At 72.4% G+C, this 25,917-nt stretch carries 22 protein-coding genes and 2 pseudogenes; 9 read left to right on the forward strand and 15 right to left on the reverse strand.

Features of this window, described 5'->3' with window-relative positions:
* Window positions 1-195 precede the first annotated feature (195 nt).
* The 3 genes from ACIOC0_RS01280 (at window position 196) to ACIOC0_RS01290 (ending at window position 3,939) form a co-directional block, all read left to right on the forward strand.
* A complete protein-coding gene (locus tag ACIOC0_RS01280; protein ID WP_402150835.1) occupies window positions 196-1,431 on the forward strand; it encodes a phosphatidylserine/phosphatidylglycerophosphate/cardiolipin synthase family protein in 1,236 nt (411 codons plus the stop codon).
* 67 nt (window positions 1,432-1,498) lie between these two features.
* Window positions 1,499-3,160 carry an NAD-dependent malic enzyme gene (locus tag ACIOC0_RS01285; protein WP_402150838.1) on the forward strand — a complete coding sequence of 554 codons (1,662 nt, stop codon included), beginning with the start codon at window positions 1,499-1,501 and terminating at the stop codon, window positions 3,158-3,160.
* 89 nt (window positions 3,161-3,249) lie between these two features.
* Window positions 3,250-3,939 (forward strand): GAF and ANTAR domain-containing protein, encoded by a 690-nt coding sequence (locus ACIOC0_RS01290; protein ID WP_402150840.1) that lies wholly within the window; start codon window positions 3,250-3,252, stop codon window positions 3,937-3,939.
* 107 nt (window positions 3,940-4,046) lie between these two features.
* Here ACIOC0_RS01290 and ACIOC0_RS01295 read toward each other — a convergent pair whose 3' ends face one another.
* The 14 genes and pseudogenes from ACIOC0_RS01295 to ACIOC0_RS01360 all read right to left on the reverse strand — a co-directional run bounded on the left by ACIOC0_RS01295 (window position 4,047) and on the right by ACIOC0_RS01360 (window position 17,324).
* The gene (locus ACIOC0_RS01295; RefSeq protein WP_402150843.1) at window positions 4,047-4,757 is read right to left on the reverse strand and encodes a FadR/GntR family transcriptional regulator; all 711 of its coding nucleotides are present in this window, start codon (window positions 4,755-4,757) and stop codon (window positions 4,047-4,049) included.
* A 220-nt stretch (window positions 4,758-4,977) separates the two neighbouring features.
* A pseudogene (locus ACIOC0_RS01300) lies at window positions 4,978-5,662 on the reverse strand (FadR/GntR family transcriptional regulator); the annotation flags it as partial.
* Window positions 5,653-6,654: an aldo/keto reductase gene (locus ACIOC0_RS01305; RefSeq protein WP_402150845.1), complete on the reverse strand. Its 1,002-nt coding sequence runs from the start codon at window positions 6,652-6,654 to the stop codon at window positions 5,653-5,655. The gene ACIOC0_RS01305 and the pseudogene ACIOC0_RS01300, both read right to left, overlap by 10 nt.
* Window positions 6,655-6,702: 48 nt before the next feature.
* Window positions 6,703-7,740, reverse strand: coding sequence for a sugar kinase (locus tag ACIOC0_RS01310; RefSeq protein ID WP_402150848.1), 1,038 nt, complete (start codon window positions 7,738-7,740; stop codon window positions 6,703-6,705).
* The gene (locus ACIOC0_RS01315; RefSeq protein ID WP_402150851.1) at window positions 7,737-8,381 is read right to left on the reverse strand and encodes a bifunctional 4-hydroxy-2-oxoglutarate aldolase/2-dehydro-3-deoxy-phosphogluconate aldolase; all 645 of its coding nucleotides are present in this window, start codon (window positions 8,379-8,381) and stop codon (window positions 7,737-7,739) included. The genes ACIOC0_RS01310 and ACIOC0_RS01315 overlap by 4 nt, the downstream gene beginning before the upstream one ends.
* A complete protein-coding gene (gene kduD / locus ACIOC0_RS01320) occupies window positions 8,366-9,127 on the reverse strand; it encodes a 2-dehydro-3-deoxy-D-gluconate 5-dehydrogenase KduD (RefSeq protein ID WP_402150854.1) in 762 nt (253 codons plus the stop codon). The genes ACIOC0_RS01315 and kduD overlap by 16 nt, the downstream gene beginning before the upstream one ends.
* The gene (locus ACIOC0_RS01325) at window positions 9,124-10,167 is read right to left on the reverse strand and encodes a zinc-binding dehydrogenase (RefSeq protein ID WP_402150857.1); all 1,044 of its coding nucleotides are present in this window, start codon (window positions 10,165-10,167) and stop codon (window positions 9,124-9,126) included. Before ACIOC0_RS01325 ends, kduD begins: the two co-directional genes overlap by 4 nt.
* Window positions 10,164-10,601 carry an RbsD/FucU domain-containing protein gene (locus tag ACIOC0_RS01330; RefSeq protein WP_402150860.1) on the reverse strand — a complete coding sequence of 146 codons (438 nt, stop codon included), beginning with the start codon at window positions 10,599-10,601 and terminating at the stop codon, window positions 10,164-10,166. The genes ACIOC0_RS01325 and ACIOC0_RS01330 overlap by 4 nt, the downstream gene beginning before the upstream one ends.
* Window positions 10,592-11,476, reverse strand: coding sequence for an amidohydrolase family protein (locus ACIOC0_RS01335; protein WP_402150863.1), 885 nt, complete (start codon window positions 11,474-11,476; stop codon window positions 10,592-10,594). Before ACIOC0_RS01335 ends, ACIOC0_RS01330 begins: the two co-directional genes overlap by 10 nt.
* Window positions 11,469-12,803 (reverse strand): L-fuconate dehydratase, encoded by a 1,335-nt coding sequence (locus ACIOC0_RS01340; protein WP_402150866.1) that lies wholly within the window; start codon window positions 12,801-12,803, stop codon window positions 11,469-11,471. The genes ACIOC0_RS01335 and ACIOC0_RS01340 overlap by 8 nt, the downstream gene beginning before the upstream one ends.
* Before the next feature lie 91 nt (window positions 12,804-12,894).
* Window positions 12,895-13,938, reverse strand: a complete 1,044-nt coding sequence (locus ACIOC0_RS01345) for an ABC transporter permease (protein ID WP_402153122.1) — start codon at window positions 13,936-13,938, stop codon at window positions 12,895-12,897.
* A gap of 4 nt (window positions 13,939-13,942) precedes the next feature.
* A complete protein-coding gene (locus ACIOC0_RS01350; RefSeq protein ID WP_402150868.1) occupies window positions 13,943-15,505 on the reverse strand; it encodes a sugar ABC transporter ATP-binding protein in 1,563 nt (520 codons plus the stop codon).
* Between the two features lie 48 nt (window positions 15,506-15,553).
* Window positions 15,554-16,612: a sugar ABC transporter substrate-binding protein gene (locus tag ACIOC0_RS01355; protein WP_402150871.1), complete on the reverse strand. Its 1,059-nt coding sequence runs from the start codon at window positions 16,610-16,612 to the stop codon at window positions 15,554-15,556.
* Window positions 16,613-16,718: 106 nt separating this feature from the next.
* Window positions 16,719-17,324: a PAS domain S-box protein gene (locus ACIOC0_RS01360; protein WP_402153124.1), complete on the reverse strand. Its 606-nt coding sequence runs from the start codon at window positions 17,322-17,324 to the stop codon at window positions 16,719-16,721.
* Between ACIOC0_RS01360 and ACIOC0_RS01365 the strand changes: the two genes are divergently transcribed.
* The 4 genes and pseudogenes from ACIOC0_RS01365 (at window position 17,239) to ACIOC0_RS01380 (ending at window position 19,325) form a co-directional block, all read left to right on the forward strand.
* Window positions 17,239-17,433, forward strand: a complete 195-nt coding sequence (locus ACIOC0_RS01365) for a hypothetical protein (RefSeq protein ID WP_402153264.1) — start codon at window positions 17,239-17,241, stop codon at window positions 17,431-17,433. The two genes, ACIOC0_RS01360 and ACIOC0_RS01365, sit on opposite strands and share 86 nt — an antisense overlap.
* Before the next feature lie 94 nt (window positions 17,434-17,527).
* Entirely contained in the window at window positions 17,528-18,436 is a 909-nt protein-coding gene (locus ACIOC0_RS01370) for a trypsin-like serine peptidase (protein WP_402150873.1), read from the forward strand.
* 215 nt (window positions 18,437-18,651) lie between these two features.
* A pseudogene (locus ACIOC0_RS01375) lies at window positions 18,652-18,858 on the forward strand (DUF4344 domain-containing metallopeptidase); the annotation flags it as partial.
* Window positions 18,859-18,872: 14 nt separating this feature from the next.
* Window positions 18,873-19,325, forward strand: a complete 453-nt coding sequence (locus tag ACIOC0_RS01380) for a DUF4344 domain-containing metallopeptidase (protein WP_402153126.1) — start codon at window positions 18,873-18,875, stop codon at window positions 19,323-19,325.
* Between the two features lie 27 nt (window positions 19,326-19,352).
* Here ACIOC0_RS01380 and ACIOC0_RS01385 read toward each other — a convergent pair whose 3' ends face one another.
* A complete protein-coding gene (locus tag ACIOC0_RS01385; protein ID WP_402150876.1) occupies window positions 19,353-23,018 on the reverse strand; it encodes a LamG-like jellyroll fold domain-containing protein in 3,666 nt (1,221 codons plus the stop codon).
* A 326-nt stretch (window positions 23,019-23,344) separates the two neighbouring features.
* Here ACIOC0_RS01385 and ACIOC0_RS01390 point away from each other — a divergent pair, with 326 nt between their 5' ends.
* Both ACIOC0_RS01390 and ACIOC0_RS01395 read left to right on the forward strand, forming a co-directional pair.
* Window positions 23,345-24,361, forward strand: a complete 1,017-nt coding sequence (locus ACIOC0_RS01390; protein ID WP_402150879.1) for a LacI family DNA-binding transcriptional regulator — start codon at window positions 23,345-23,347, stop codon at window positions 24,359-24,361.
* Window positions 24,362-24,665: 304 nt separating this feature from the next.
* Window positions 24,666-25,913, forward strand: coding sequence for an extracellular solute-binding protein (locus ACIOC0_RS01395; RefSeq protein ID WP_402150882.1), 1,248 nt, complete (start codon window positions 24,666-24,668; stop codon window positions 25,911-25,913).
* Window positions 25,914-25,917 lie beyond the last annotated feature (4 nt).

The raw sequence follows: 25,917 nt of genomic DNA on the forward strand, positions 1-25,917 counted from the left end.
TGGAGCCCCCTCCCGGTGACCGCTGAGCGGCCGCGCGTCGCGACCCCGCCCCCCTCACACCGACAGGTGATCCCTCTCGCACCCCGGCCTCCCGACACCCCCGGCCGGCCCGGCGCTACAGTCGCCGTGCACCGCGCCGGGCCTCGCCGGCGGCCGCGGTTGTTTCGTGTCGGGCCGGCAGAGCAAGGGGCAGGGATGACCAGCACACAGGAGAACGCGCCCGTCGTGTCCACCAGCGAGGCCGGGGAGTCCGGGGACACCGGGCGGTCCGACTTCGACGAGCGGGCCGCCCGGATACGGCGGCGGCTCGAACGGCTCATCGGCATCGCGGCCACCGAGGGGAACGCCCTGGTCGTCCTGCGCAACGGGGACGAGATCTTCCCGGCGATGCTGGAGAGCATCCGGTCCGCCGAGCACACCGTCGACATGATGACGTTCGTGTACTGGAAGGGCGACATCGCCCGCCAGTTCGCCCGCGCGCTGTCCGAGAGGGCCCGCGCGGGCGTCAGGGTACGGCTGCTGCTCGACGGCTTCGGCAGCCGCCTGATCGAGAAGGACCTGCTGGAGGAGATGGGCCGCTCCGGCGTACAGGTCGCCTGGTTCCGCAGACCGCTCTACCTGTCCCCGCTGAAACAGAACCACCGCTGCCACCGCAAGGTCCTCGTCGTCGACGAACAGGTCGCCTTCACCGGCGGGGTGGGCATCGCCGAGGAGTGGTGCGGCGACGCCCGCAACCCGGGCGAGTGGCGCGACACGCACGTACGGCTCGCCGGTCCCGCGGTCGACGGCGTCGCCGCCGCGTTCGCGCAGAACTGGGCCGAGTGCCACGACGAGCTGTTCGACGACCGCGACCGCTTCGCCGGGCACCGCCCGCAGGGCGACGCCGTCGTCCAGGTGGTGCGCGGCTCCGCGAGCTTCGGCTGGCAGGACATGCAGACCCTGATGCGCGTGATGATCGAGTCGGCCGAGCAGCGGTTCCGGCTGGCCACCGCCTACTTCTCCCCGGACGCGTTCTTCGTCGAGTTGCTGTGCGCCGCCGCCCGCCGCGGCGTGGAGGTGGAGATCCTGCTGCCCGGCCCGCACACCGACAAGCGCGTCTGCCAGCTCGCCGGCCAGCACTTCTACGAGGACCTCCTCGCCTGCGGAGTGAAGATCCACCAGTACCAGCCGACCATGCTGCACGCCAAGATCGTCACCGTGGACCGCACGGCCGCCCTCGTCGGCTCCACCAACTTCAACCGGCGCTCCCTCGACCACGACGAAGAGGTCATGCTCGCCGTGCTCGACGAACGCTTCACCGCCGTCCTCGACGCCCACTTCGACGAGGACACCGCGGTCAGCACGCCGATCGTGCCCGGCCGCTGGAAGAAGCGCCCGCTGCGGCAGCGCGCCTACGAAACCGTCGTACAGCCCATACGCCGCTTCCTGTGACGGCCGGGCTCCCGCGCCTTACCGAGTTTTGGGGTGCGGACCACGACATCCCGGGCAGCCGACCGGCATGACAGCCAGCGACACCACCCGCGGCACGGCACTGCTCTCCGACCCCCTGCGCAACCGGGGAACCGCCTTCAGCCGGCGCGACCGCGCCGAACTGGGCCTCGACGGGCTCCTCCCGCCCGCCGTCGAAACCCTCGACGAGCAGGCCGACCGTGCCTACGAAGCGTTCCTCGGCTACGACAAGCCGCTCAACCGGCACATCTACCTGCGCCAGTTGCAGGACACCAACGAGGTGCTGTTCCACCGGCTGGTCACCCGGCACCTGGAGGAGATGCTGCCGGTCGTCTACACCCCCACGGTGGGCGAGGCCTGCCGCCGCTTCAGCGAGATCTACCGCAGGCCGCGCGGACTGTTCCTGTCGTACGACGACAGGCACCGCTTCCGGGAGATCCTGCGCAACCGGCCCCACGCCGACGTCGACGTCATCGTCGTCACCGACGGCCAGCGCATCCTCGGCCTCGGCGACCAGGGCGTCGGCGGCATGGGCATCCCCATCGGCAAGCTCAGCCTCTACACCGCCATCGGCGGCATCCACCCGGCGCGCACCCTGCCCGTCCTACTGGACGTCGGCACCGACAACGAGGAGCTGCTGGCCGACCCGCACTACCTCGGCACCCGCCGCCGCCGGGTCACGGGCGACGAGTACGACGAGCTGGTGGAGCTGTTCGTCTCGGCCGTCGAGGCGGAACTGCCCGGCGCCCTCCTCCAGTGGGAGGACTTCGCCACCGCGCACGCGCGTCCGATCCTCACCCGCTACCAGGACCGGCTGCTGACCTTCAACGACGACATCCAGGGAACGGCGGCCGTGGCGCTCGGCGCGCTCACCACGGCGACCGAGATCGCCGGCGGCAGCCTGTCCGACCAGCGCTTCGTCGTGCTCGGCGCCGGATCCGCGGCCGTCGGCGTCGCCGACATGATCCGCACCGCCCTCCACGAGGAAGGGCTGTCGGCGGACGACGCCGTCTCCCGCTTCTGGTTCGTGGACGTCGACGGACTGCTGCTCGCGTCGCGGTCCGGCCTCACCGACGAACAGCGCACCTACGCCCGCGACGACGACGAGGTGGGCGACTGGGACGGCGACGGTGCGCCCGGCCTCGCCGAGGTCGTGCACCGCGTGCGGCCCACCGTGCTGATCGGGCTGTCCACCGCGCACGGGGCGTTCACCGAGGAGATCGTGCGGGACATGGCCGCCGGCTGCGAACGCCCGGTCGTCTTCCCGCTGTCCAACCCCACCTCGCACGCCGAGGCCGACCCCGCCGACCTGGCACGCTGGACCGACGGGAAGGTGCTGGTCGCGACCGGGTCCCCGTTCCCGCCGCTGCGGATCGACGGCCGTGACGTGCCGGTCGCGCAGGCCAACAACGTGTACGTCTTCCCCGCGATCGGCCTCGCCGTCACCGCCGCCCGCGCCACCCGGGTGACGGACCGGATGATGGTCGCAGCGGCCCGCGCCGTGGGCCGCTGCGCCGCCCGCTCCGCGCCGGACGACGGCTCCCCGGCGCCCCTGCTGCCGCCGCTGGGCCGGATGCGGGACGCCGCCCGCGAGATCGCCCTCGCCGCGGCCCTCGCGGCCGTCGAGGACGGCGTCGCCCCGAAGGCCACCGAGGACGAGCTGCGCGCTGCGATCGACGCCGCCCAGTGGACCCCCGACTACGACGACTGAGAACCCGCCATGAGGCGCGAGGCGAGTAGGCGGGTACGAGGTTCCCCGTCGGGCGGACATCCGCCCGACAGAAAGCAAGGGAGACGCCGGTGGACTGGGACCGGTTCGCGCAGAAGATGGCGTCGATGGCACGCGACCTCCTGGCACAGGAGTCCGTCGGCGCGACCCTGGAGCGGATCACCGCGTCCGCCACCGAACTGGTGGACGGGTGCGACGCGGCCGGCATCCTCCTGCTGCGCGGCTCCGAGGTGGAGACCCTCGCCGCCACCGACCAGCTCGTCGTCGACAGCGACCGGCTGCAGGCGCGGCTGGGCGAGGGGCCCTGCTTCGACGCCGCCCGCACCGCGACCGGCGAGCGGGTCTTCCGTATCGCCGACTTCACCGCCGAGCAGCCCCGCTGGCTCGCCTACGCCCCGCGCGCCCGAGCCCTCGGCGTGGGCAGCATGATGGGCTTCCTGCTCTTCACCGAGGAGGAGCGCCTCGGCGCGCTCAACCTCTACTCCCGCCGCCCCGGCGCGTTCACCGAGGCCAGCGAGCTGTCCGGTTGGCTGCTCGCCTCCCACGCGGCGGTCGCCTTCTCCAGTGCCCGCACCCACGCCCAGCTGGAACAGGCCATCGCCACCCGACACCTCATCGGCGAGGCCATGGGCATCCTGATGGGCCGTCACCACATCAGCGAGGACCAGGCCTTCGACGTTCTGCGCCGCTACTCCCAGGAGAACAACGTCAAACTCCGCGAGGTGGCCCGCCTCGTCTGCGAGAAGGGCACCGTCCCGTGACCATGCCCTCAGGCGACGACCGGTCCGGGCAGGTGTTCCTCGAGGTGCATGGCGTGCAGGCGGGCCGGTTACGTCGAGGCGGGTTCGTCGACGACCTGCGTCGACTGTCAGCGCGGCTCCCGCTCGAAGCCGGCGGAGCGCAGGTGCTCGCGCAGCCAGCGCTCGGTGTTGCCGACGTGGAGCAGGGCGGCGGCCTGACTCAAGTTGGCGTCACGCGCGCTGAGCGCGTCGAAGATCGCCTCGTGTTCCGCGAGGGTCCGCCCGGCCGCCTGGTCGTCGACCAGCCCGCGCCAGATGCGGGCGCGCAGGGTGCGGCCCGAGACGCCCTCCAGCAGCGTGAGCAGCGTTTCGTTGCCGGTGGCGGCGACGACGGCGCGATGGAAGGCCGCGTCATGGGCGTTGAGCCGCTCCACGTCGTCACGCGCCTCACGCATGGCGTCCAAGTGGCGCTCGACCTCGCCCAGTTGAGCGTCCGAGATCCGGCTCGCGGCGAGCCCCGTGGCGAGCGGCTCGAGCAGCCGCCGCACCTCCATCAGGTCCAGCAACGCCCCGTTGTCGCCCTGGAGGAGTTCCACCGCGCCGCCGAGGCTCTCCAGGAGCAGGCTCGGCTGGAGACTGGTGACGTACGTCCCGTCACCGCGCTTGACTTCGAGGACCCGGGCGACGGCCAGCGCCTTGACCGCCTCGCGGGCCAGGTTGCGCGAGAGCCCCAGCTGCGCCGCCAGCTCGGGTTCCGGCGGCAGCTTCGCTCCCGGCGGCAGCGCGCCCGAGCGGATCAGCTCACGGATCTGCTCGATGGCCCTGTCGGTCAGGGACAACGGGAGCTCCTTTCCGCGAGTGCGCCGCGCGCACGGGCCCTGTTCGTCTCGTCGAGTCCCGGGCGGGAAGGCCCTGAAGTGTGACGTCGATGATAGCCGTGCGTCCGGCGCGGATCGGAGGCCGCCCTGTCGGCGGCCCGACCCCGTTCCGCTCGTGGGGCGGCGTACGGCGGTCCGGTGTCACGAGGGTGGACGCGGCGGCCGTCTCGCGCCGGGCGCCGCCGGCCGCCAGGTGCTCCCGCAGCCACTGCTCGGTGTTGCTCACGTGCTGCAGCGCGGCGGCCTGACTGAGGCCGGCGTCCCGCGCGGCCGGCGCCGCGTAGATCGCCTCGTGCTCGGCGAGGGTGCGTCCCGCGGCGCGGGTGTCCACCAGGCCGCGCCAGATCCTGGCCCGCAGGGTGCGCCCCGCGATGCCCTCCAGCAGCATGATCAGCGTCTCGTTGCCGGTGATGTCCGCGATGGCCCGGTGGAACGCCGCGTCGCGGACGGTCAGCCGCTCGATGTCGTCGCGCCGCCCGCATGGCGTCCAGGTGCCGTCTCACCCCGGCCAGCCCGTCGTCCGAGATCCGGGCGACGGCCGGCGCCGCGACGGCGGGCTCCAGCAGCCGCCGTACCTCCATGAGGTACAGCACCGCGCCGGGGTCGCCCTGGAGGAGTTCGACCGCGCCGCCGAGGCCCTCCAGGAGCAGGCTCGGCTGGAGGCTGGTGACGTAGGTGCCGTCGCCGCGTCTGGCCTCCAGCACACGGGCCATGGAGAGGGCCTTCACCGCCTCCCGTGCGAGATTGCGGGTGAGGCCGAGCTGAGCGGCCAGCTCCTGCTCCGGGGGCAGCTTGGAACCCGGGGGCAACGCGCCGGTGGCGATGAGCTCGCGGATCCTCGTGATCGCCTTGTCGGTCAGGGACACGGGGTGCTCCTCCCGGAGGGCACGTCGGCCCTGATCAGTCCCCGGTCGCGCAGGTCGTCCCACAGCGCGTCGGGGACGGCGTCGCGGTGGAGTCGCGCGTTGCGGGCGACCTCGCCGGGGTCGCGCATGCCGAGGGTGACGTCGACGACGGCGGGGTGCGTCCAGGGGAAGGCGATGGCGGCTGCGGGGAGGGTGGTGCCGTGGGCCTCGCAGATTTCGGCGAGCGCGCGGGCCCGCGCGACGAGCCCGGGCGGGGCGTCCTGGTAGTCGTACTTCATGCCCTCGGCGGGCCGGTCCTGGGAGAGCAGACCGGAGTTGAAGACGCCGGCCGCGACGACGCTCCTGCCGTGCTCCTGCGCGGCGGGCAGGACGTCGTCCAGGGCGGACTGGTCGAGCAGGGTGTAGCGGCCGGCCAGCATGACGACGTCGGCGGCGGTCTCGCGCAGGAAGCGGGCGAGCATGGCGGACTGGTTCATGCCCGCGCCGATCGCGCCGACGACGCCCTGGTCGCGGAGTTCGGCGAGGGCGGGCATCGCCTCGTCGGCGGCCTGCCGCCAGTGGTCGTCCGGATCGTGCAGGTAGACGACGTCGATCCGGTCCAGGCCGGTGCGTTCCAGCGTGTCGTCGAGTGAGCGCAGCACGCCGTCGCGGCTGAAGTCCCACCGGCGGCGCAGGTCGTCGCGGACGGCGAAGCCCTCGCTGTCCACGCCCCGGGGTTGTTCGTTGGGGACGAGGAGCCGGCCCACCTTGGAGGAGACGGTGTACTCGCCGCGGGGCCGGCCGCGCAGGGCGGCGCCTAGACGCCGTTCGGACAGGCCGAGGCCGTAGTGCGGCGCGGTGTCGAAGTAGCGGATGCCGGCGTCCCAGGCCGCGGCGACGGCGGCGGCCGCCTCCTCGGCCGGCGTGACGCGGTACAGGTTGCCGATCACCGAGCCGCCGAAGCCGAGTTCGGAGACGGTGACCGCCGTGCCGCGGATCTTCCGGTGGTGCAAGACGTTCTCCTCGGTCGTGCGGGTGCGGTTTTCCGGGTACCGGTCCGGTCAGCGTCGGACGTGGGCCGGGGCGCCCGCGGCCAGCGCCTCGACCTCGTCGAGGGTGGCCATGGAGACGTCCCCGGGCGTGGTCATGGTGAGCGCGCCGTGCGCGGTGCCGTAGGCGAGGGCGCGCTCCAGGCCGGCACCCGTGAGCAGCCCGTGGATGAGCCCGGCGGCGAACCCGTCTCCCGAGCCTATGCGGTCCAGGACGTGCAGGCCGGGCATGAGGGGGCCGGTCACCACGCCGGTCGCGGCGGACCAGGCGGCCGACGACCAGTCGTTGACCCCGGCGGAGGGGACCTCACGCACGGTCGTCGCCAGCACCCCGGCGCCCGGCAGCAGACCGGCGACCTCGGTCAGCGCGTCGGGCACCTCGTCCCGTGTCAGACGGCCGGCGTCAGGCCCGGCGCCCGCGAGACCCAGGGCGCCCACGACGACGTCGGCGTGCCGGGCGAGCCGCAGGTCCGTCTCACGGGCGCGGTCGGCCCCGCCCCGGCCGGCCCACAGACTCGGGCGGTAGTTGGGGTCGTAGGAGACCGTCACCCCATGGCGGCGGGCGGCGGCCATCGCCTCGTCGGCGACGTCGGCGGTGGTGTCCGACAGGCCGGCGAAGACGCCCCCGGTGTGGAACCAGCGCACCGGGCCGGAGAAGACGGCGTCCCAGTCGACGTCCCCCTCGCGCAGCCGGGACACGGCGGTGTTCGCCCGGTCGCTGACGCCGAGGGCGCCCCGGACGCCGTAGCCGCGCTCGACGAAGTTGAGTCCGTTGCGCACGGTGCGGCCGGCGCCGTCGTCGGGCGTCCAGCGGATCAGCGAGGTGTCGACACCGCCCTGGAGGACGAGGTCCTCGACGAGCCGGCCCACCGCGTTGTCGACGAGCGCGGTCACCACGGCGGTACGCCACCCGAAGCAACGGCGCAGTCCCCGTACGACGTTGTACTCCCCGCCGCCCTCCCAGACCCGGAAGGAGCGGGTGGTGCGGATGCGTCCCTCTCCGGGGTCGAAGCGCAGCATCACCTCGCCCAGGGCGATCACGTCGGTCACGGCGCGCTCCTCTCCACGGCCTCGGCGGTCAGCCGGCGGATCTCCGCGTACTCACCGCGCTCCAAGTGGCCGTCGGCCGCCATCCAGCTGCCGCCCACGGCCAGGACCGCCGGATGGGCCAGGTAGGAGGCCAACCGGTCCGGGCCGATGCCGCCGGTGGGCACGAACCGCGCCTGCGGGAAGGGCGCCGCGAGGGCCCGGAGCGTCCGGGTGCCGCCGAGCGGTTCGGCGGGGAACAGCTTGACCGTGTCCAGGCCCGCCTTCAGCGCACACATCAACTCGGTCGCCGTCGCCACACCGGGCACGACCGGTACCCCCAACTCCTGAGCCTTGTCTATCACTTCGCCGTCGAAGCCGGGGGAGACGAGGAACCGCGCGCCGGCCGCCACGGCTCGCTCGGCCTGGTCCGGCGTGAGCACGGTGCCGGCCCCGACGGTCAGAGCGCCGTGCGCCGCCATCGTCTTGAGGACCTGTTCGGCGTCAGGCGTGCGGAGGGTGACCTCGGCGCACCGGGCGCCGCCCGCCGCGAGCGCGTCGGCCAGCGGACCGGCGCTCGCGGCGGAGGCGACCGTCAGCACGGGCAGCAGCCGGGACCCCGCCAGTACGGCCGCCATGCCGACGCCGCTCACCGGCCGAGCCATCCGCCGTCGACCGGAATGACGGCGCCGTGGACGTAGTCGGCCGCGTCGGAGGCGAGGAACACGGTGGCGCCGGCGAGGTCGTCGGCGCTGCCCCATCGGGCGGCCGGGATGCGGTCGAGGATGGCCTTGCTGCGGGCGGGGTCGTCCTGCAGTGCCCGGGTGTTGTCGGTGGCGATGTATCCGGGGGCGATGGCGTTGACGTTGACGCCGTGCGGCGCCCACTCGTTGGCCAGCGCCTTGGTGAGACCGGCGACGCCGTGCTTGGCGGCGGTGTAGCCGGGGACGGTGATGCCGCCCTGGAAGCTGAGCAGCGATGCGGTGAAGACGATCTTGCCATGTCCGCGGGCGATCATGGCCGTCCCGACCGCACGGGTGAGGGCGAACTGTGCGCTCAGATTGACCTGGAGCACCAACTCCCAGTCAGCGTCGCTGTGTTCGGCGGCCGGTGCGCGGCGGATCGTGCCGGCGTTGTTGACGAGGATGTCCACCGGGCGTTCTCGCGCGGCGAGTTCGGCGCCGAGGGCGCGGACGGCGTCGGGGTCGGCGAAGTCGGCGCGGATCGCCTCGAAGGCACGGCCGGCGGCGGTGACGGCCTTCTCCACCTCGCTGCCGGACTCCTCCAGCGAGGCGCTGACGCCGATGACGTCCGCGCCGGCCTCGGCGAGCGCGCGGGCCATGGCCCGGCCGATCCCGCGCCGGGCACCGGTGACGACGGCGAGCCTGCCGGTGAGGTCGAAGGCGTTCATACGGCGGCTCCCTGCGGGGCGGTGGCGCAGTCGAGCAGGATCTTCATCACGTCGCCGCCGCTCTCCAGTGCCTCGAACGCGGCGGACGCCTCGGTGAGGGGCACGACCTTGCTGATCAGCCGCTGGGCGGGGACGGTGCCGTGGGCGACCAGGGTGACCGCCTGCTCGAAGTCGTCCCGGTCGTACAACCGGGCCCCGACAAGGGTGAGTTCACGCCAGAAGAAGCGGTGCAGGTTCACCTCGCGGGGCCTGGGGTGGATGGCGACCAGGCACAACCGCCCGCGCGCGCAGAGGACTTCGACCGCGGTGTCGACGCCGCCCGCCGCGCCGGACACCTCGAAGGCGACGTCCGCGCCCGCGTCGCCGGTCCACCGGGCGACGAGTTCGGGGATGTCGTGGGCGGCAGGGTCCCAGGCGGTCAGGCCGAGGTCCTCGGCGAGCAGCCGCCGATGGGCGTTGAGTTCGACCACGCGGACGTCGGCGCCGGCGGCCCGCGCCACCAGCGCGATGAGGACGCCGACCGGGCCGCCGCCGACCACGACGACCCGGTCGCCGTCGCGCACCCCGGCCCGGCCCACGTCGTGCACCGCGACCGCGGTGGGCTCGACCAGGGCGCCTTGGTCCAGGGGCAGGGAGTCGGGCAGCCGTACCAGGGTGGAGGCGGGGACGGTCCACCGCTGCTGCATCGCGCCGGGGGAGTCGATGCCGATGAAGTCCAGGTGCCGGCAGATGTGGCGATGACCCGCTCGGCAGGCGGGGCAGGAGTCGTCCCAGCGCAGCGGCATCACGGTGACCGCGTCACCGGGCCGCCATCCTTCGACGCCGGGCCCGACCCGGACGACCCGGCCGGACATCTCGTGCCCGAGGACGGCGGGCGCGGCGACCCGGGCGTCCATGTCGCCGTGGAAGATGTGCAGGTCGGTGCCGCAGATGCCGACATAGGAGGGGGCGAGTTCCACCTCACCGGGACCGGGCGGCGCGATGAGCGCGGGCGCGGTGTCCAGGGTGCGGGCGCGGGTGTAGCGGACGGCGAGTGTCATCGCGGGGTCAGGGTCCCTTCCGCGCGGACGCCGATGGTCAGCAGCAGGTTGGCGTAGGTCCGTGTGTCGGCCGTGACGATCGCCAGGGCCAGGTCGGGTGAGCGGGCGGCGTCGTAGAACGCGAAGCGGCCGAGGTCGTCGACGGCGACGGGCGCGAGCAGCGAGCGGTACTCGGCGACGGCGGGCGGTTCCGGCTCGCCCTCGGGCGGCACCATCACCTGCGCCGACTCCACGGGCAGGGCCCGTAGCAGCACCCCGAGGACGGTGGTGACGTTGAGGACGCCGGGGGAGAGGTTGAGGTGGACGGTCCGCGCCCGTTCCCCGACGGCGGTGCTCGCGGGGTAGTGCCCGTCGGCGAGCAGGACGCGGGCGCCGTGCCCCGCTCCCGCGAGCGCTTGGAGGATGCCGGGGTGCAGCAGTTCGGTCAGGAGCATGGGGCGTCCTTCAGACGGTAGAACTCGGTCGCCACGCCGGCCAGGATCATCCCGGCCTCGTCGGCGGAGCAGTCGTGCAGCAGTTGCTCGACGGCGGCGGCCCAGCGGTCCCAGCCGCCGGCGAGGACGCACACGGGCCAGTCGGAGCCGAACATCAGCCGGCCGGGGCCGAAGGCGGCCAGCAGGGTCTCCCACACGGGCCGGATGTCGTCGAGGGTCCAGGTGCGGTGGTCGGCCTCGGTGATCAGGCCGGACACCTTGCACCGCACCTGGGGGAAGTCGGCCAGTGCGCGCACCTGCCGCGTCCACTCGGTGAGCGAGGACCGGCCGACGGGCGGCTTGCCGGCGTGGTCCAGGACCAGCGGAAGGTCCGGGAACCGCCGGGCGAGGCGGACGGCCTGCGGGAACTGGTGGCCGCGGATGAGCACGTCGTACCCGAGCCCCCGCTCCCGCACGGCGCGCAGGCCCCGTTCGACGGCCGGCCGCTGCAGCCACTGAGGGTCCGACTCGCCCTGGACGAGGTGGCGCAGGGCCCGCAGCCGTCCGCCGCCGGGCCCGGCACGCAGTTCGTCGAGCACATCGCCGACCGTGGGCGAGGTGAGGTCCGCCCAGCCGACGACGGCGCCGACCAGCGGATCCCGTTCGGCGAGGGCCAGCAGCTCCCTCGTCTCGGCGACCGAGGTCACGCACTGGACCAGCACCGTCCGGGTCAGCCGCCGTCCCGCGAGGGGCCGGCCCGCGGCCCGCCGCAGGTCTCCCATGTCGTGGGTGCGGCGGATCGGTTCGAGGCCGGGCTCGTCCAGCCAGGGCTGGGGGCGTCGGGACAGGTCCCACACATGGTGGTGGGCGTCGACCAGGGGCAGCGGCTCAGACACGGGCGGACCAGACCGGGCCGTCGGGGTAGAGGTACTCCTTCAGCGTCTCCGGGTGCATCTGCGCGCTCAGCCCGGGCCGCGTCGGCGCGAGATAGCGGCCGTCGACGACGCGCACCGGGTCGACGAAGTGCTCGTGCAGATGGTCGACGTACTCGATGACCCGGTCCTCGGTGGTGCCGGTGACGGCGACGTAGTCGAACATCGACAGGTGCTGCACCATCTCGCACAGGCCGACCCCGCCGGCGTGCGGGCAGACCGGCACGCCGAACTTCGCCGCCAGCAGCAGGATCGCGATGTTCTCGTTGACGCCGCCCACCCGGGCCGAGTCGATCTGCACCACGTCCACCGCGCGCGCCTGCAACAGCTGCTTGAAGACGACCCGGTTGGCGACGTGCTCACCGGTGGCGACCTTGATCGGCGCCAGCGCCTCGCGGACGGCCGCGTGGCCGAGGATGTCGTCGGGGGAGGTCGGCTCCTCGATCCAGTACGGGTCGTACGGGGCGAGTTCCCGCATCCAGTCGACGGCGGGGCCCACGTCCCATCTCTGGTTGGCGTCGACGGCGATGCGGACGTCCGGCCCCACCGCCTCGCGCGCCACCCGCATACGACGTGTGTCGTCCGCCAGCGACGCCCCGACCTTCAGCTTGATCTGGGTGAAGCCGTCGGCGACGGCCTCGCGGGCGAGACGGGCCAGCTTCTCGTCGGAGTAGCCGAGCCAGCCCGGGGTGGTCGTGTACGCGGGATAGCCCTCGTCGATCAGCAGGCCGGTACGCCGTTCGCGGCCCGGTTCGGCGCGGCGCAGGATCTCCAGCGCGTCCTCGGGGGTCAGGGCGTCGCTCAGCCAGCGGAAGTCGACCTGGGCGACGAGCTCCTCGGGCGTCATCTCGGCGAGGAAGCGCCAGACGGGCTTTCCGGCCCGCTTGGCGGCGAGGTCCCAGGCCGCGTTGACGACCGCGCCGGTCGCCATGTGGATGGCGCCCTTCTCCGGTCCCAGCCAACGCAGTTGGGGATCGTGGACGAGACCGCGTGCGAACGCGCCGAGGTCCGCGCAGACCTGCTCGACGGACAGGCCCACCACATGCGGGGCGAGAGTGGCGATGGCGGCGGCCTGCGCGTCGTTGCCCCGGCCGGTGGTGAAGGCCAGCGCATGGCCCTCAAGACCGTCGCCGGCGTCGGTGCGCAGGACGACGTAGGCGGCCGAGTAGTCCGGTTCGGGGTTCATCGCGTCCGAGCCGTCGAGATGCTCGGACGTCGGGAAGCGCACGTCCAGCACGTCCAGGGCGGTGATGCGGGCAGACGCCGGGGAAGGGGACACAGCGGAGGACATGGCGGCAACTCCTGTGAGTGGCGAGGGGCGAGGGGCGTGCGGCCCCTCGCGACGGGACATGGGAAGACGGCTCGGGGCGCGGGCCGCCCGGTCAGTCCTGGACCTTGCCGCCGGTGATGCGGGAGATCATCAGGGCGAACAGGATGATCAGGCCGTTGAGGGCGCCGATCCACTGGGCGGGGACGCCGGCCAGGGTGAGCACGTTCTGGATCATGAACAGCAGCAGGATGCCGCTGAACGCCCCGAACATGGTGCCCTTGCCGCCGTTGAGGCTGATCCCGCCGATGACGGCGGCGGCGAAGACGGTGAAGATGTAGCCGTTGCCCTGCGCCGAGGCGACCGAAGCGAGCCGCCCGGAGAGCATCAGACCGGCGAGGGCGGCGAGCACGCTGCCGGTGACGATGACGATCCACAGCACCCGGTCGGTGCGGATGCCGGCCGCCTTCGCCGCGTCGACGTTGCCGCCGATGGCGTACAGGGACCGGCCGAAACTCGTCCATCCGAGCACCACGATCGCCACGGCGAACAGCGCCAGGCAGATCCAGATCGACGCCGGCATCCCGAACCACTGCGCGGTCCCCAGGTACAGCATCGACTCGGGCAGCTGGAAGAACGTCTGGCCGCCGGACACACCGGTGAGGACGCCGCGCAGCACGATCAGCATGCCGAGGGTGACGATGAAGCCGTTGAGGCCGAAGCGGATGATCAGCAGCGCGTTGAGCACGCCGACGAGCGCGCCCACGGCGAGCGTCACGGGAACGGCCCACGCTCCGGAGAGCAGGCCCAGACCGTGCCCGGCGCCGACCGGGACCACCAGCCAGGCCGCGACTCCGGGCGCGAGGCCCATCGTGGACTCCAGCGACAGGTCCATCTTCTTGACGATCAGGATCATCGTCTGGGCGAGGACCAGCAGCGCCATCTCCGACATGGTCTGCAGGACGTTGATGAGGTTGTCCGTCTGCAGGAAGACCGGGTTGACGATCTGACCGACGATGGCGATGACCACGATCGCGGGAACCAGCGCCAGGTCGCGCAGCCGGGCCAGCGGCACCCGGCCGCCCAGCAGCGCGGTCCGCTTGAGCCGCGGCTTGGCTGCCGGGGGCGCGGGCGGGTGCGCGAGGACCGTTTCAGGCACTGCCTCAGGCATGCAGGTCCACTCCTTCCATCGCGGCCACGAGGTCGTGTTCGTGCCAGCCGCGGGCCATCTCGGTCGTCACCCGGCCCTGGAACATCACCAGGACCCGGTCGCACATACGCAGGTCGTCGAGTTCGTCGGAGGCGATGAGCACCCCGGTCCCGGTGTCCGCGATCTCCTCGACCTTGCCGAGGAGGAACTCCTTGGAGCGCACGTCCACGCCCGCGGTGGGACTGATCAGGACCAGCAGCCGGGGGTCGTCGGCGAGGGCTCGGGCCATCACGACCTTCTGCTGGTTGCCCCCGGACAGGGCGGAGACGGGCAGATCGGGGCCGGGCGTCTTGATCGCCAGTTTCTCGATCATCACCTCGGCGAGCCGGTCCCGGCGGCCGCGGTCCAGCAGCCCGCCCCGGCCCAGCCTCTTCGGCACGGACAGCGTGGCGTTGTCCGCGATCGACATGTCCGGGACGAAGCCCTGGTGGTGCCGGTCCTGCGGGACGAACCCCGCCCCGGCCGCGAGCGCGGCGGGCACACTGCCCGGCCGGGGCCGCGTCCCCGCGATCTCCACCTCGCCCGCCGCCGCCGAACGCAGCCCCACGACGGTCTCGGCGACCTCGGTGCGTCCGCTGCCGGCCGCCCCCGCCAGCCCGACGATCTCACCGGCGCCGATCCGGAAGCCGACGTCGCCGTAGGACTCGCCGCTCAGCCCGCGCACGCTCAACGCGGCCTCGGCGGCGGGCACATGACTGCTCACCCGGTCCTCCCGCCGGCCGGCGGCCGCCTCGCCGGTCATCGCGGCGACCAGGTCGGTGCGGGGCAGCTGCGCGACCGGCGCGGTCACGATGTGCCGGGCGTCGCGGAACACCGTCACCATGTCGCAGATCGCGTAGACCTCCTGGAGGTGGTGGCTGATGAACAGGAAGGTGACGCCCTGGCGTTGCAGATCACGGATGCGGTCGAAGAGGCGGTTGATGGCCGCCGCGTCGAGCTGCGCCGTCGGCTCGTCGAGGATGATGAACCGCGCCCCGAAGGACAACGCCCGGGCGATCTCCACGAACTGCCGCTGCTCCACGTTCAGATCGCCGGCGAGGGTCTGCGGGTCGACGTCGACCGACCATGCGGCCAGCAGGTCACGGGCGCGGCCGCGTACGCCCCGCCAGCTGATCAGGCGGCCCCGGCCGTGGTCGTACCGGTTCAGGAAGAGGTTCTCGGCGACGGTCAGCGTGGGGATGACCGTGGACTTCTGGTAGACGCACGCCACCCGTCGCCGCCAGCCGTCGCGGTCGGCGAGCCGCGGCGCCGGGACGCCGCCGAAGGAGACCGTGCCCTCGTCGGGGGCCTGGAGGCCGGTGAGCACGGACACCAGGGTCGACTTGCCGGCCCCGTTGCGGCCGACGAGTGCGTGGGTCTCGCCGGGCCTGATGGTGATCCCGGCGCCGTTCAGGGCCACCGTAGGACCGAATCGTTTGACTATGCCCGCCGCCTCGACGACAGGCGGGTCCACTGGGGCCCGTCCGCCGTCCTCCGGGGCGGACGCGGGGGTGACTTCCCGCTCCCCGTCGCTCATCTCAACCGCCTTGTTCTCCATAGCCGTTGGCTGCCTGATGGGAGCGGGTCAGCCGAGGTTGTTGCCCCACAGGGACTTGTCGTCGCTCTTGAGGCTGGCGACCCCGCCGTAGGTCGCGCCGTCGGCCGTCACGAGCGGTGCGGAGAGCTGGTCCTCCAGCAGTCCGTCACGGACCCGGATGATGGTGCTGTCGTGGTCGGTCCTGCCGGGCTGGAACGTCTTGCCGCCGATCGCCGCCTTCAGGTAGTACAGGGCGTACTTGGCGTAGAGGTCGGCCGGCTGGGACACGGTGGCGTCGATCTTGCCCGCGGCGATGTCCTTCAGCTCCTCGGGGATGCCGTCGTTGGAGACCACGAACACGTGCTTCTCGTCCCGCGGGCCGACCAGCAGGCCCTTCTGCTTGAGCACCTGGAGGGTGCCGGACAGGGCGAAGCTGGACTGCATGTAGACGCCCTTGATGTCCGGGTGGGCGGTCAGGTCGGTCTGGAGCTTCTGCGCGGCCACGGCCCCGTCCCAGTTGGTGGCCTCGCCGAACACCTTGATGTCCGGGTAGTCCTTCTTCATGCAGTCGTTGAACGCCTCGGTGCGGTCACGGCCGTTGACGGATGCGAGGTCGCCCTGGAGCATGACGACCTTGCCCTTGCCGCCCAGCTTCGTGCCGAGGAACCGACAGGCCTTCTCGCCGTAGGCGCGGTTGTCGGCGCGTACGACCATGTAGACCTTGCCGGTGTCGGGGCGGGTGTCCACCGTGACCACCGGGATCTTCTTCGCCTCCAGCTGCGCGAGGGTCGGCGCGATGGCGGCGGTGTCCTGCGGGGCCGTCGCCACGCCCTTGACGCCCTGGCTGATGAACGTCTGGGCATTGGCGGTCAGCTTGGCGACGTCGTTCTGCGAGTTGGTGGTCTTCAGGTTCAGGCCCAGCTCCTTGGCGAACTGAGGCGTGTACTTGATGTACGAGTTCCAGAAGTCGGTGTCGGACCGCGGGTAGTCGACGCCCACGAGCGGCTCGCCCGACGACGCGGTCGGGGAGCCGCCGGCGCAGGCGCTGAGCAGCGCCAGGGCGGAGACTACGGAGGCGGTGGAGCAGAGGACTGTTCTGAGTCTCATCGGTACTTCCTCGCGCTGGTCCCGAAGCGGCGTGGTGCACGGTGCGACGGTGGGATGTCGCTCATGGAGAGATGGGATGTTTATAGGGGCGGCATGGGCGGGCTGTCTAGATGCCTGACGAGAGAAGCCCTGAAAATCGGCACTCGGCTCTCCGGGTGAGCCCAACTTGTGTCGCCTCCATCTTTGAATGAATCCCATCAATGCGCGGTTCGCCTGTTTCACGTGCGGCTTCGCGCGGACGCGGGCTGCGAGGCCCGGCTCGGCTGCAGCGCGGCGGCGGCCGGTTCGCCGTCATCGTCCGGCCGTCGCGGCGGCAGGCCGTCGTCGCGCCGCTCCACCCCGGCCCCGTGCGGCACCGCTGGAGGATCCTCGCCGTCCGGGCGCGGTCCTCGGACCCTGCGAACAGGAACGCCCCCGAGCGGCCGACGACCTCCTCCGGTGCGTACCCGAGGAGTTCCTCCACGCCCGGGGTCCAGCCGATGATCTCGCCGGCGGCGGGGACGTCCGCCGTCGCCGCCCGGGTTCGGACCGGACTGCTTGTCCCTGCGGCCCCGTTCGGCCAGGGTGGGCCCGTGCCGGGACAACGGAAGAGGAAGCGACAGCAGGAAGACGCCAGACGACGGTCCGTGACCCACGGACCGGGACGCTGGGAAGCGGTCTTCGAGACGCAGGACGCGGCGGAGTTGCGCGCCCGCCTGCGCCGCCTGGGCACGGGGGCGGAACCCGTCGACTTGACCACGGTCCGCATCGACAAGTCGTGCGGACGCCCGCCGCAGCCGGCCTTCTACCGTGTGTACCTCTTCGTCCCCGACCCCACGTGACCCCGACGAAAGTACCCCCGGCGGATGCACCCCGCCCGCCCGGATCGCGTCCTCCCGGGTGATCGCACGATCTTGATCATCCGAGAGGACATCCATGCCGCACATCCCGTCCCGAGGCGTCCGCCGCACCGTCTCCGGTCTCGCCACCGCCGCCCTGCTGGCCCTGGCCGGACCGCTGGCGGCTCCAGCCGCGCCGGCCGCGGCCGCCGCCGGAACCGGGCAGGTCAGCACGGTCGCCTACACGGCGGCCGAGCAGACCGCCGCCCTGTCGTACTGGACGCCCGCTCGGATGACACAGGCCGGCCGCACCGTCGACCTGGGCGCTACCGGGCCGCTCACCAAGACCTGGGCCGGCAAGGCGATCCCCAGCATCGGCCGGCTCTTCTTCGTCAACTCGCGCGGCGACGACAGCTGGTGCACGGCCAGCGCCGTCACCAGCGGCAACCGATCGGTGATCATGACCGCCGCCCACTGCGCACGCGTCGGCTCGTCGTCCTTCAACACCTTCACCGACATGGTCTTCGCCCCCGGCTACGCCAAGGGCAAGACACCGTACGGCCGTTACGCCGTCAAGGCGACGATGACACCGCGCTCCTGGGTGGAGAATACGGTCGGCGACGTGGCGGCGATGGTCGTCGCCACCCCGGCCGGCGGCAAGCGGCTCACCGACGCGGTGGGGGAGCAGAAGATCGCCTTCGGTCGCGCGGCCGGCGAGCGGATCGTCACCTTCGGCTACCCGGGGACGACGCCCCAGCGGGGCGAGCAACTCCTGTACTGCGTCGGCACGTCCGCCGTCGCGCCCGAGAACGAGCAGCGCGTGCCCTGCGACCTCGGCGGCGGCGCGAGCGGCGGCCCCTGGCTCGCCGGCTTCGACTCCGCCACCGGCAAGGGCACCCTGGTCTCGGTCAACAGTCACGGCGCGGGCGACGGCGGCTCCCCGATGTACGGGCCGGCCTTCGACAAGACCGCCCAGGCCCTCTACGACGCCGCACAGCGCGGCTGAGCGAACGGACCGTCCGGGGAACGGGAGTCGGGGGAGCCATGCGAACCGGAGCGGGAGCACAGGGGAGCCGGGCCACCCTGACGGGCTGGTCGCGCGCATGGCTGGTGGCGCCGGCCGCCCTTGCAGCGGCAGGTACAGCGTGAACGTCGACGACCGGAGGCGCCGCGTGCGGGAACGCCGAGGTGCCCGGTCCCGGCGCTCAAGGCCCGGTCCTCGTGGTCCGGTCCGAGGAACCGGCCCGCTCCGACCGGGCGGCCGCCGCCTTCCTGCGGGAGCACGGACCGGTGGCACAGGCCGCCGCCGCGGTCACCGACCTCCTCACGCTGGACCGGCCGGTCCCCCTCGTCGTCCGGTCCTGTGACGGTGACGGCTCCTCCTACGACCCCGAATCCCGCCGGATCGACATCTGCTACGAGGAAGTCTCCGAAGCAGGGGCCTGTTCGGGCGGGCCCGGCGGCAGGACCCGGACGACGCGGTCGCGGCGGTGCTCCAGGAGACGGTGTTCCACGAGACAGCCCACGCCGTCGTCGACGCCCTCGACGTGCGAACGACGGGCCGGGAGGAGGACTTCGCCGACCGGTTCGCCGCCCTGATGCTGCTGCGGCAGGGCGCCGCCGACGAGCGGCGCCTGCGCGCCGCCGGTGCGTGGAACCTCCTGGCGGCGACGGCCGAGAACGCCGACGGCGACACCGAGGACGAGCATTCCCCGGACCGGGAGCGTGCCGTCAGCGCGTTCTGCCACCTCTACGGCTCCGCTCCCGGCCGGCCTCAGGACCTGGTACGCCCGGACGTCCTCCCCCTCGCCCGTGCCCGAGGCTGCGCCGAGGAGAGGGCCGCCGTCCGCGACACCTGGCTGAAGACGCTCGGGCCCGCGCTGCGCGAGGGATGAGGACGGCCGCCGTGCGCCCGGATCACCTCATCGCACCTCCTTCGCGAAGGGCGTGACGGTGATGCGGTCGATCAGGGGTGCGTAGCGGGAGCGGAGCAGGACTCCCGGGAAGGTGTCCGAGGCGTATGTCGTGCCGTCGAAGTTCGGCACTTCCTCGGCCCGGAGGACGAGGGTGTTCCGTCCCTTTCCGAGCTGGACCGGGACGGTCAGCTCCCAGAAGTTGTTCTGGTGGAAGGTGTGCGGGAAACCCACGCGCCGTGTCGCGCCGCCGTTGACGGTGAGGTCGGCGTAACGGGCCAGCGGGTCCGGGTTGTAGTGGGTGGCCGGGGACTGCTCGGGGTTGGAGTAGCGGATGCGCAGCGCGTGCAGACCGGCCTTGTCCGCGGTGACGGTGAACGTGGCCGTGTTGCCGTTGCCCGGGTCGCCGCCGACGCCGGTGATCGCGCTGCCCTTCGTGGCGAGCGAGAGCGGGACCAGCGTCGCCGAGCCGCCGAGTCGCGCGTCCTGAGCCTCGTACGTCCGTGAGCCGAGCGCGCCGTCGGTGGGCGTGACCGTCAGCCGGTCGACGAGCGTGGCGGACGAACCCCCCGTCAGCGTCACCTTGTTCACGCCGCCGGAAAGCGAAACCGCCACGCTGGTCCTGCTCTTGGCCAGACGCAGCACCTCATGCCCGTTGACGGAGAGCCGGGCGCCCTTGCCGTCCAGGGTGTCGACCCGGAGCGTGGCCTCGCGGTCGGCGGGGGAGTACACCCAGAACGTGGCGCTCTGGTCCCGCGCGATCAGGGCCCCGCCCGAGCCGGTGGCGGGCCTGTCGGCCTTCTCCGGCAGGTGGTAGACGGGCAGTGCTCCGCCGTCCAGCCAGGCGAGTTCGGCCTCGTACACCCGTGTGTCCGCCGACGCCTCGGGAAGAGCGAGGGTGACGCGGTCGACGATGGCGTCGCCCTTCGTGGCGCGGGTCCCGTCGGCGCTCCTCGCGGCGAGGGTCAGGGTGTGCCTGCCCTCGGTGAGCCGGACCTTGGTGTCGGTGTGGTCCCACACCACCCACTTGTAGCCGAGCGGCAGATGCAGTTCCTGCTCGCTGTCCGCCTGCCCGTCCACCCGCAGGAACACGTTGGTGGGGCCCTGCTCGGCCACCTTGTCGTAGGTGTTGAGGGAGTTGGCGAAGACGCTCAGGTCGTACACGCCGTCCTCGGGGACGTCCACGGCGAAGTCGAGCGTGAGGTCGGAGCCGGCGCGCAGGCCGCCCACGTCGTAGCCGCCGGAGGTGTAGAACTTCGACACGTCCCGCGGGGAGCCCTCCGGGCCGTTCTTCGAATGGCCGGACCCGGTGTGGGCGGCGTCCTCCGCCTCGTACGACCCCTTCCAGCGCACGGGCGCGGCCTGCGCCGCCTTCGCCGTACCGGCCGGGCTGAGGACGATCTCGTACGCGGAGGACTCCTCCAGCGCGGGCAGCGCCCCGTCACCGAAGTCGACCACCGCCGTACCGTCCTGATCGACCGTCAGGTTCGTTTCCGTGAGCAGCTTCGGGCCGGCGGAGTCGCCGACCTGCCCGGTCCACTCGATCTCGCGGACCCAGGCGTGGACGCGGTCACCGAACAACTCGCGCGGAACGCCCGCGAAGGTGATGTGCCCCTTGCCGGTGGAGCCGCCGAAGATCAGCCGCGCCTGCCTCTTCCCCTCGTCGAGCGTGGCCACGCCCTGCATGGTGTAGTTCTCGCCGGGGAACGGCGGGGTCACCCGCACCGTGTGGCCGCTCATCGAGGCGTACGAGTTCAGCAGCCACCACTGGCCGTTGCCGCGGTTGGACTGCACGGCGGAGTCGGAGAGGTTGCCGTCGATGTTCCAATACGCGATGTCGGCGTCCACCTTGGACTCCTCGATCGCGGACACCCACTGGATCATCTGACCCGGCACGGAGGTGTGGTAGTTGAAGGCGTACTCGTTGATGTTGACGGGGAGCCGGCTGCCTTCCCTGTCCGTCCCCTCGAACAACTCCCGCTCCCAATCCCGGTACTTGGCGACGCTGTCACGCACCGCCTCCGGGTGGCTCAGCTCGTGCCAGGTGATGACGTCCGGGAGCGTGCCGGCGGCCAGGGCGTGGGAGAGGAAGCCCTTGACCTGGTCGTAGAGGACGCTGGTGTTGGGTCCGGCGACACGGGCGCCGGGCATCCTGTCCTTGACGATCCGGTAGGAGCTGTCCCAGGCGGCGAAGTAGTCGTCGGGGTCGTCGAGCCAGCTGACCTTGTCGTAACTCCACTGCCCGGTACCGAACATGTTGCCCTCGGGCTCGTTGAACGGCACGAAGACGATGTTGTCCTGGTACTCCGCAGGCAGTTTCAGCACCTGGTCGACCTGCTTGGCGATCTTCTCCTGGTAGAGCCTCAGCTTCTCCGCCGGGGTGCCGCCGGGCCACTCGTACGGGAAGCCGCGGTGGATGTCGGTCATGTAGATGTACACGTCGCCGTCGGTGGAGTCGGCCAGCGGCCTCACCACCTCCAGCGCGTCCGCCCCCGGGTGCTGCGGGCCGTCCTGCGCCTTGGTGGAGACCGTGCGCAGACCCATCCCCTCGATGAGGTTGCCGGTCGGGACGTCCGGCCCGTACACGCCGTACAACGTGCCGGACGCGCCGCCGTGGAACGCGCCGGTGTCCGAGCCGAGGTCGACGGTCAACTGCCCCTCGCGGACCACCGTGACGGACGCCTCCACCGCCCGCCCCGCCGCCGTCCCCGCCACGCCGAACGTGCCGGGCCGCGCGTACTTCTCCGGCGGCACTGCGTCCCAGACGACGGGCGTGTCACGGTCGTAGCCGTCGGAGAAGGACGCGCGGACCGCCGCCGGCAGCGAGGGAGCCGTACCGGCCGTCGTACGCACCGCGAACGACGCCCGCGAGAGATCCCGGAGCTCGGGCGGGTTCGCGACCGTGCCGGCGACCTGCTCGGGGGTGAGCGCCGCGTGCCAGACCGTGAAGTCGTCGACCGCGCCCTTGAACAGCGGGTCCGGGTAGAAGGACCTGCCGATGCAACCGGCGGCCGCGGCCGAACCGTCCAGCAGGTCACCGGCCTTGACGGTCGTCGCGGCGGAGGACACCGCCACGCCGTCGAGATAGGTCGTGACCCGGCCCGCGGAAGCGTCGAGGGTGACGGTGACCGTCCGCCAGGCTCCGGCCGGCAGCGCCGCGTACCCGGAGACCCGGGCCTCCCCGCCCCCTCCGCCGGTGGTCACCGCCGTGCGCAGGACGCCACCGTCGTGGGACGGGGTGGTGAACAGGTACTTGCCGGTTCCGGTGCCGAGATCGAAGATCCGCTGCCAGGGCGACCGGTCGTCGCCCCACCTCACCCGGGCGGACACCGTCAGATCGGTAGCGTCCGCGAGCACCCCGCGCGGCAGCCGGACGTACGCCCCGTCGGAGGTGGGCGCACCGCCGGGCAGGGCGAGCGCCCTGCCGCCGTCCGCGCCGTCGACGGACCGTGCGGTGGACCCGTTCACCAGGCTCGCCGTCAGGCCGTTGCCGGAACTGTCGACGATCCTTCCCGAGGCGAGGTCGTCCTGGTCGAAGGTGTAGCGGACCGTGGGCGGGGGCGCGCCGGCCGCCTGCGCGGGGACGGCCGGCGTGGCCAGCACCCCCGCGCCGAGGGCCATGGCCACGGCGGCCGGCGCCTTCCGACGCCGGGCGGAACTGTCAGCGGATGACATGGAGTGCGTCCTCAATCCTTTGAGCAACGGGTCCGGCCGGCCCGCGGGACCGGCCGCGCATCGGCGTGCCGCCGTCGGCGAGGAGGGTTCCGGGGCCGCCGGAACGATCACTTCATCGAACCGGTTCGCTGGAAGCTAGCACCCGGGAAAATCCCTCAGCAATACCCCGGACACGAGCCGAGTCCGGTGGTGGAGCAGCCTCGGTAAGATGCGGGGGGAGTGCCGTCGCGGATGTTGACAGCCGCCGGGCTTGTTCCTACGTTCACTTCACGCGAACCGGTTCGACGGCCGGTCGCGGACGAACCGGTGCGACGAAGGAGTCATCCGTGAACATCGGTGAGATCGCCCGGCGGGCCGGTGTCTCGCGCAGCACCGTGTCCTACGCGCTGAGCGGCAAACGCCCCGTCTCGGACGGAACCCGGCGGAAGATCCAGCGGGTCATCGACGAACTGGGCTACCGGCCCAACGCGAGCGCCCGCGCCCTCGCCAACGGCCGGACCAGCACGATCGGCCTGGTCTTCCCGCCGGCCGGCGACCACTACACCGGAATGCAGCTGGATTTCATCGGCAGCGTCGTGGAAGCCGCCGCCGCCCGCGACTACGACGTGCTGCTGTCCCCGAGCGGCGTCGACAGCGACCGCTCGTTCCAGCGGATGCTGGGGGAGCGGCGCGTCGACGGCGCCATCCTCATGGAGATCAGGCTGGAGGACGACCGGGCCGACCACCTGGCCGCCCTGGACTTCCCCTCCGTCACCATCGGCCGCACCGCCCGCCCCGAGGGCGGCTGGTGGGTGAGCCTCGACCACACCGCGCTCGCGGCGGCCTGCGTCCACCACCTCGCCGACCTCGGCCACCGCACGGTCGCCCTCGTCAACCGGCCCGAGCAACTCCTGCGGGCCGGATACGAGTCGGCGCACCGCGGCCTGGACGGCTTCACCAAGGCCGCGGCCGAACGCGGGCTGACGGTACGGACGTACACGTGCGGGGACGACGCCGCGTCGGGCCAGGCGTGCGTGGAGCGGATCCTGCGGGACGACCCGGCCACCACCGGCCTGGTCACACTGAACGAGGCCGCCCTCGGCGGTCTGTACCGGGGGCTCGCCGGGGCGGGCCGCCATGTGCCGCGCGACTTCTCCGTCACCGGAGTCGTCGCCGGCCGGTGGGCGGAGACGGTCACCCCGCAGCTCACCGCGGCGGACGTGCCGGCGCGGGAGCTGGGCCGCCGCGCCGTGGACCTCCTCGTCGAACGGCTCGACCACCCCGACGCACCACCCCGGCACCACCTCCTGACCCCGCCGATCTCCCTGCGGGGCAGCACCGGCCCCGCCGCCGGCACCGCCTGAACCTCGAAGCCCGCACAACGCCCCACCTCCCGTCCGAGCCCCGCGGCCTCACACCGCGCCTCGCAACCGCGCCGCGGGGGCAGACCGCACAGCCGGCTCCATACCCTCGGTTCCGGGGCCGGCTCACAGCCCTACTGCCTCTGCCCCGGGCCGACCCCACAGCCACGGCCGCCGCTTCGGGGGCCGACCGCACAGCCCCACGGCACCCCCCTGCCCCCGCCGCCGCGGTTCGCCGCGCCCTCCTCCTCCCGTCCGTCACCCCTCCCGCGGCACATCCGTGCTGCCCAGAAGTGAAGGATCCGCCATGCCCAGCACCTCCGGACAGCGCCGTCTGACCGCCGCCGCCCTGACCCTCCTGACAGTGGCCGTCGGCGCCACCGCCTGTTCCTCCGGCTCGGGCGTCGCCGGGTCGAAGAACGCCGACAGCGGCACGTACACCGTCTGGGACCCCTACCCGCAGTTCGCCAAGGGGTCGGCCTGGACGCGGTTGCTGGACCGGTGCGGTGCCCAGGCCGGCGTGAAGATCAAGCGGACCGCCTTCGACACCGGCGATCTGGCCAACAAGACCTTGCTGGCGGCCCAGCAGGGCAACTCGCCCGACGTCCTCATCGTCGACAACCCCGTGGTGTCGACCCTGGCCGAGGCGGGCGTGCTCACCACCACCGACGACAACAAGCTGGACACCTCGAAGGTGGACCCCAACCTGCTCGCCGCGGGCCAGGCGGGCGGCAAGACGTACGGCACGCCGATCGGCGCCAACACCCTCGCCCTCTACTACAACAAGAAGGTGCTGAAGGAGGCCGGGGTGGACATCGCCTCGGTCAAGGACTGGAAGTCGCTGACGGCCGCGCTGGAGAAGGTCCAGAAGGCGGGCAAGAAGGGCATCACCTTCTCGGCGATCGGCACGGAGGAGGGCAGCTTCCAGTTCCTGCCCTGGTTCTGGGGCTCGGGCGCGAAACTCACCGAACTCGACTCCGCCCGGGCCGTGTCCGCCCTGTCGCTGTGGAAGGACTGGCTGAAGAGCGGCTACGCCCCCAACTCCGTGCTCAACAACACCCAGACGACCAGCTGGCAGGAGTTCGCCAGTGGCGACTACGCCTTCGCGGAGAACGGAACCTGGCAGCTCGCGGCCGCCCACGAGACCGGCTTCGAGTACGGCGTCCTGCCCGTCCCCGCCGAAACCGGCGGCGCCGCGGCGGCCCCGACCGGCGGCGAGTTCGTCACCCTGCCGGTCCAGGGCGACACCGCCCGCCACGCCACCTCGCGGAAACTGGTGACCTGCCTGACCAGCACCGACAACCTCTACGACACCGACACGACCCTGTCGTACGTGGCGCCCACCGGCGAGGTCCAGGACAAGCAGGTCGCGGCGAACGCCGAACTGAAGCCGTGGGTGCAGGCCGTCAAGGGAGCCAAGGGCCGCACCAGCGACGACCTGGGCACCCGCTACCCCAAGATCTCCGAACAGATGTGGAAGGCCGTCCAGTCCGCGCTCAGCGGCGCCCGGTCGCCGAAGGACGCGCTGGCCGAGGCCCAGTCGGCCGTCAAGTGATCCG

Source organism: Streptomyces sp. NPDC088254, from assembly GCF_044740925.1.
In the GTDB taxonomy this organism is placed as follows: Bacteria; Actinomycetota; Actinomycetes; order Streptomycetales; family Streptomycetaceae; genus Streptomyces.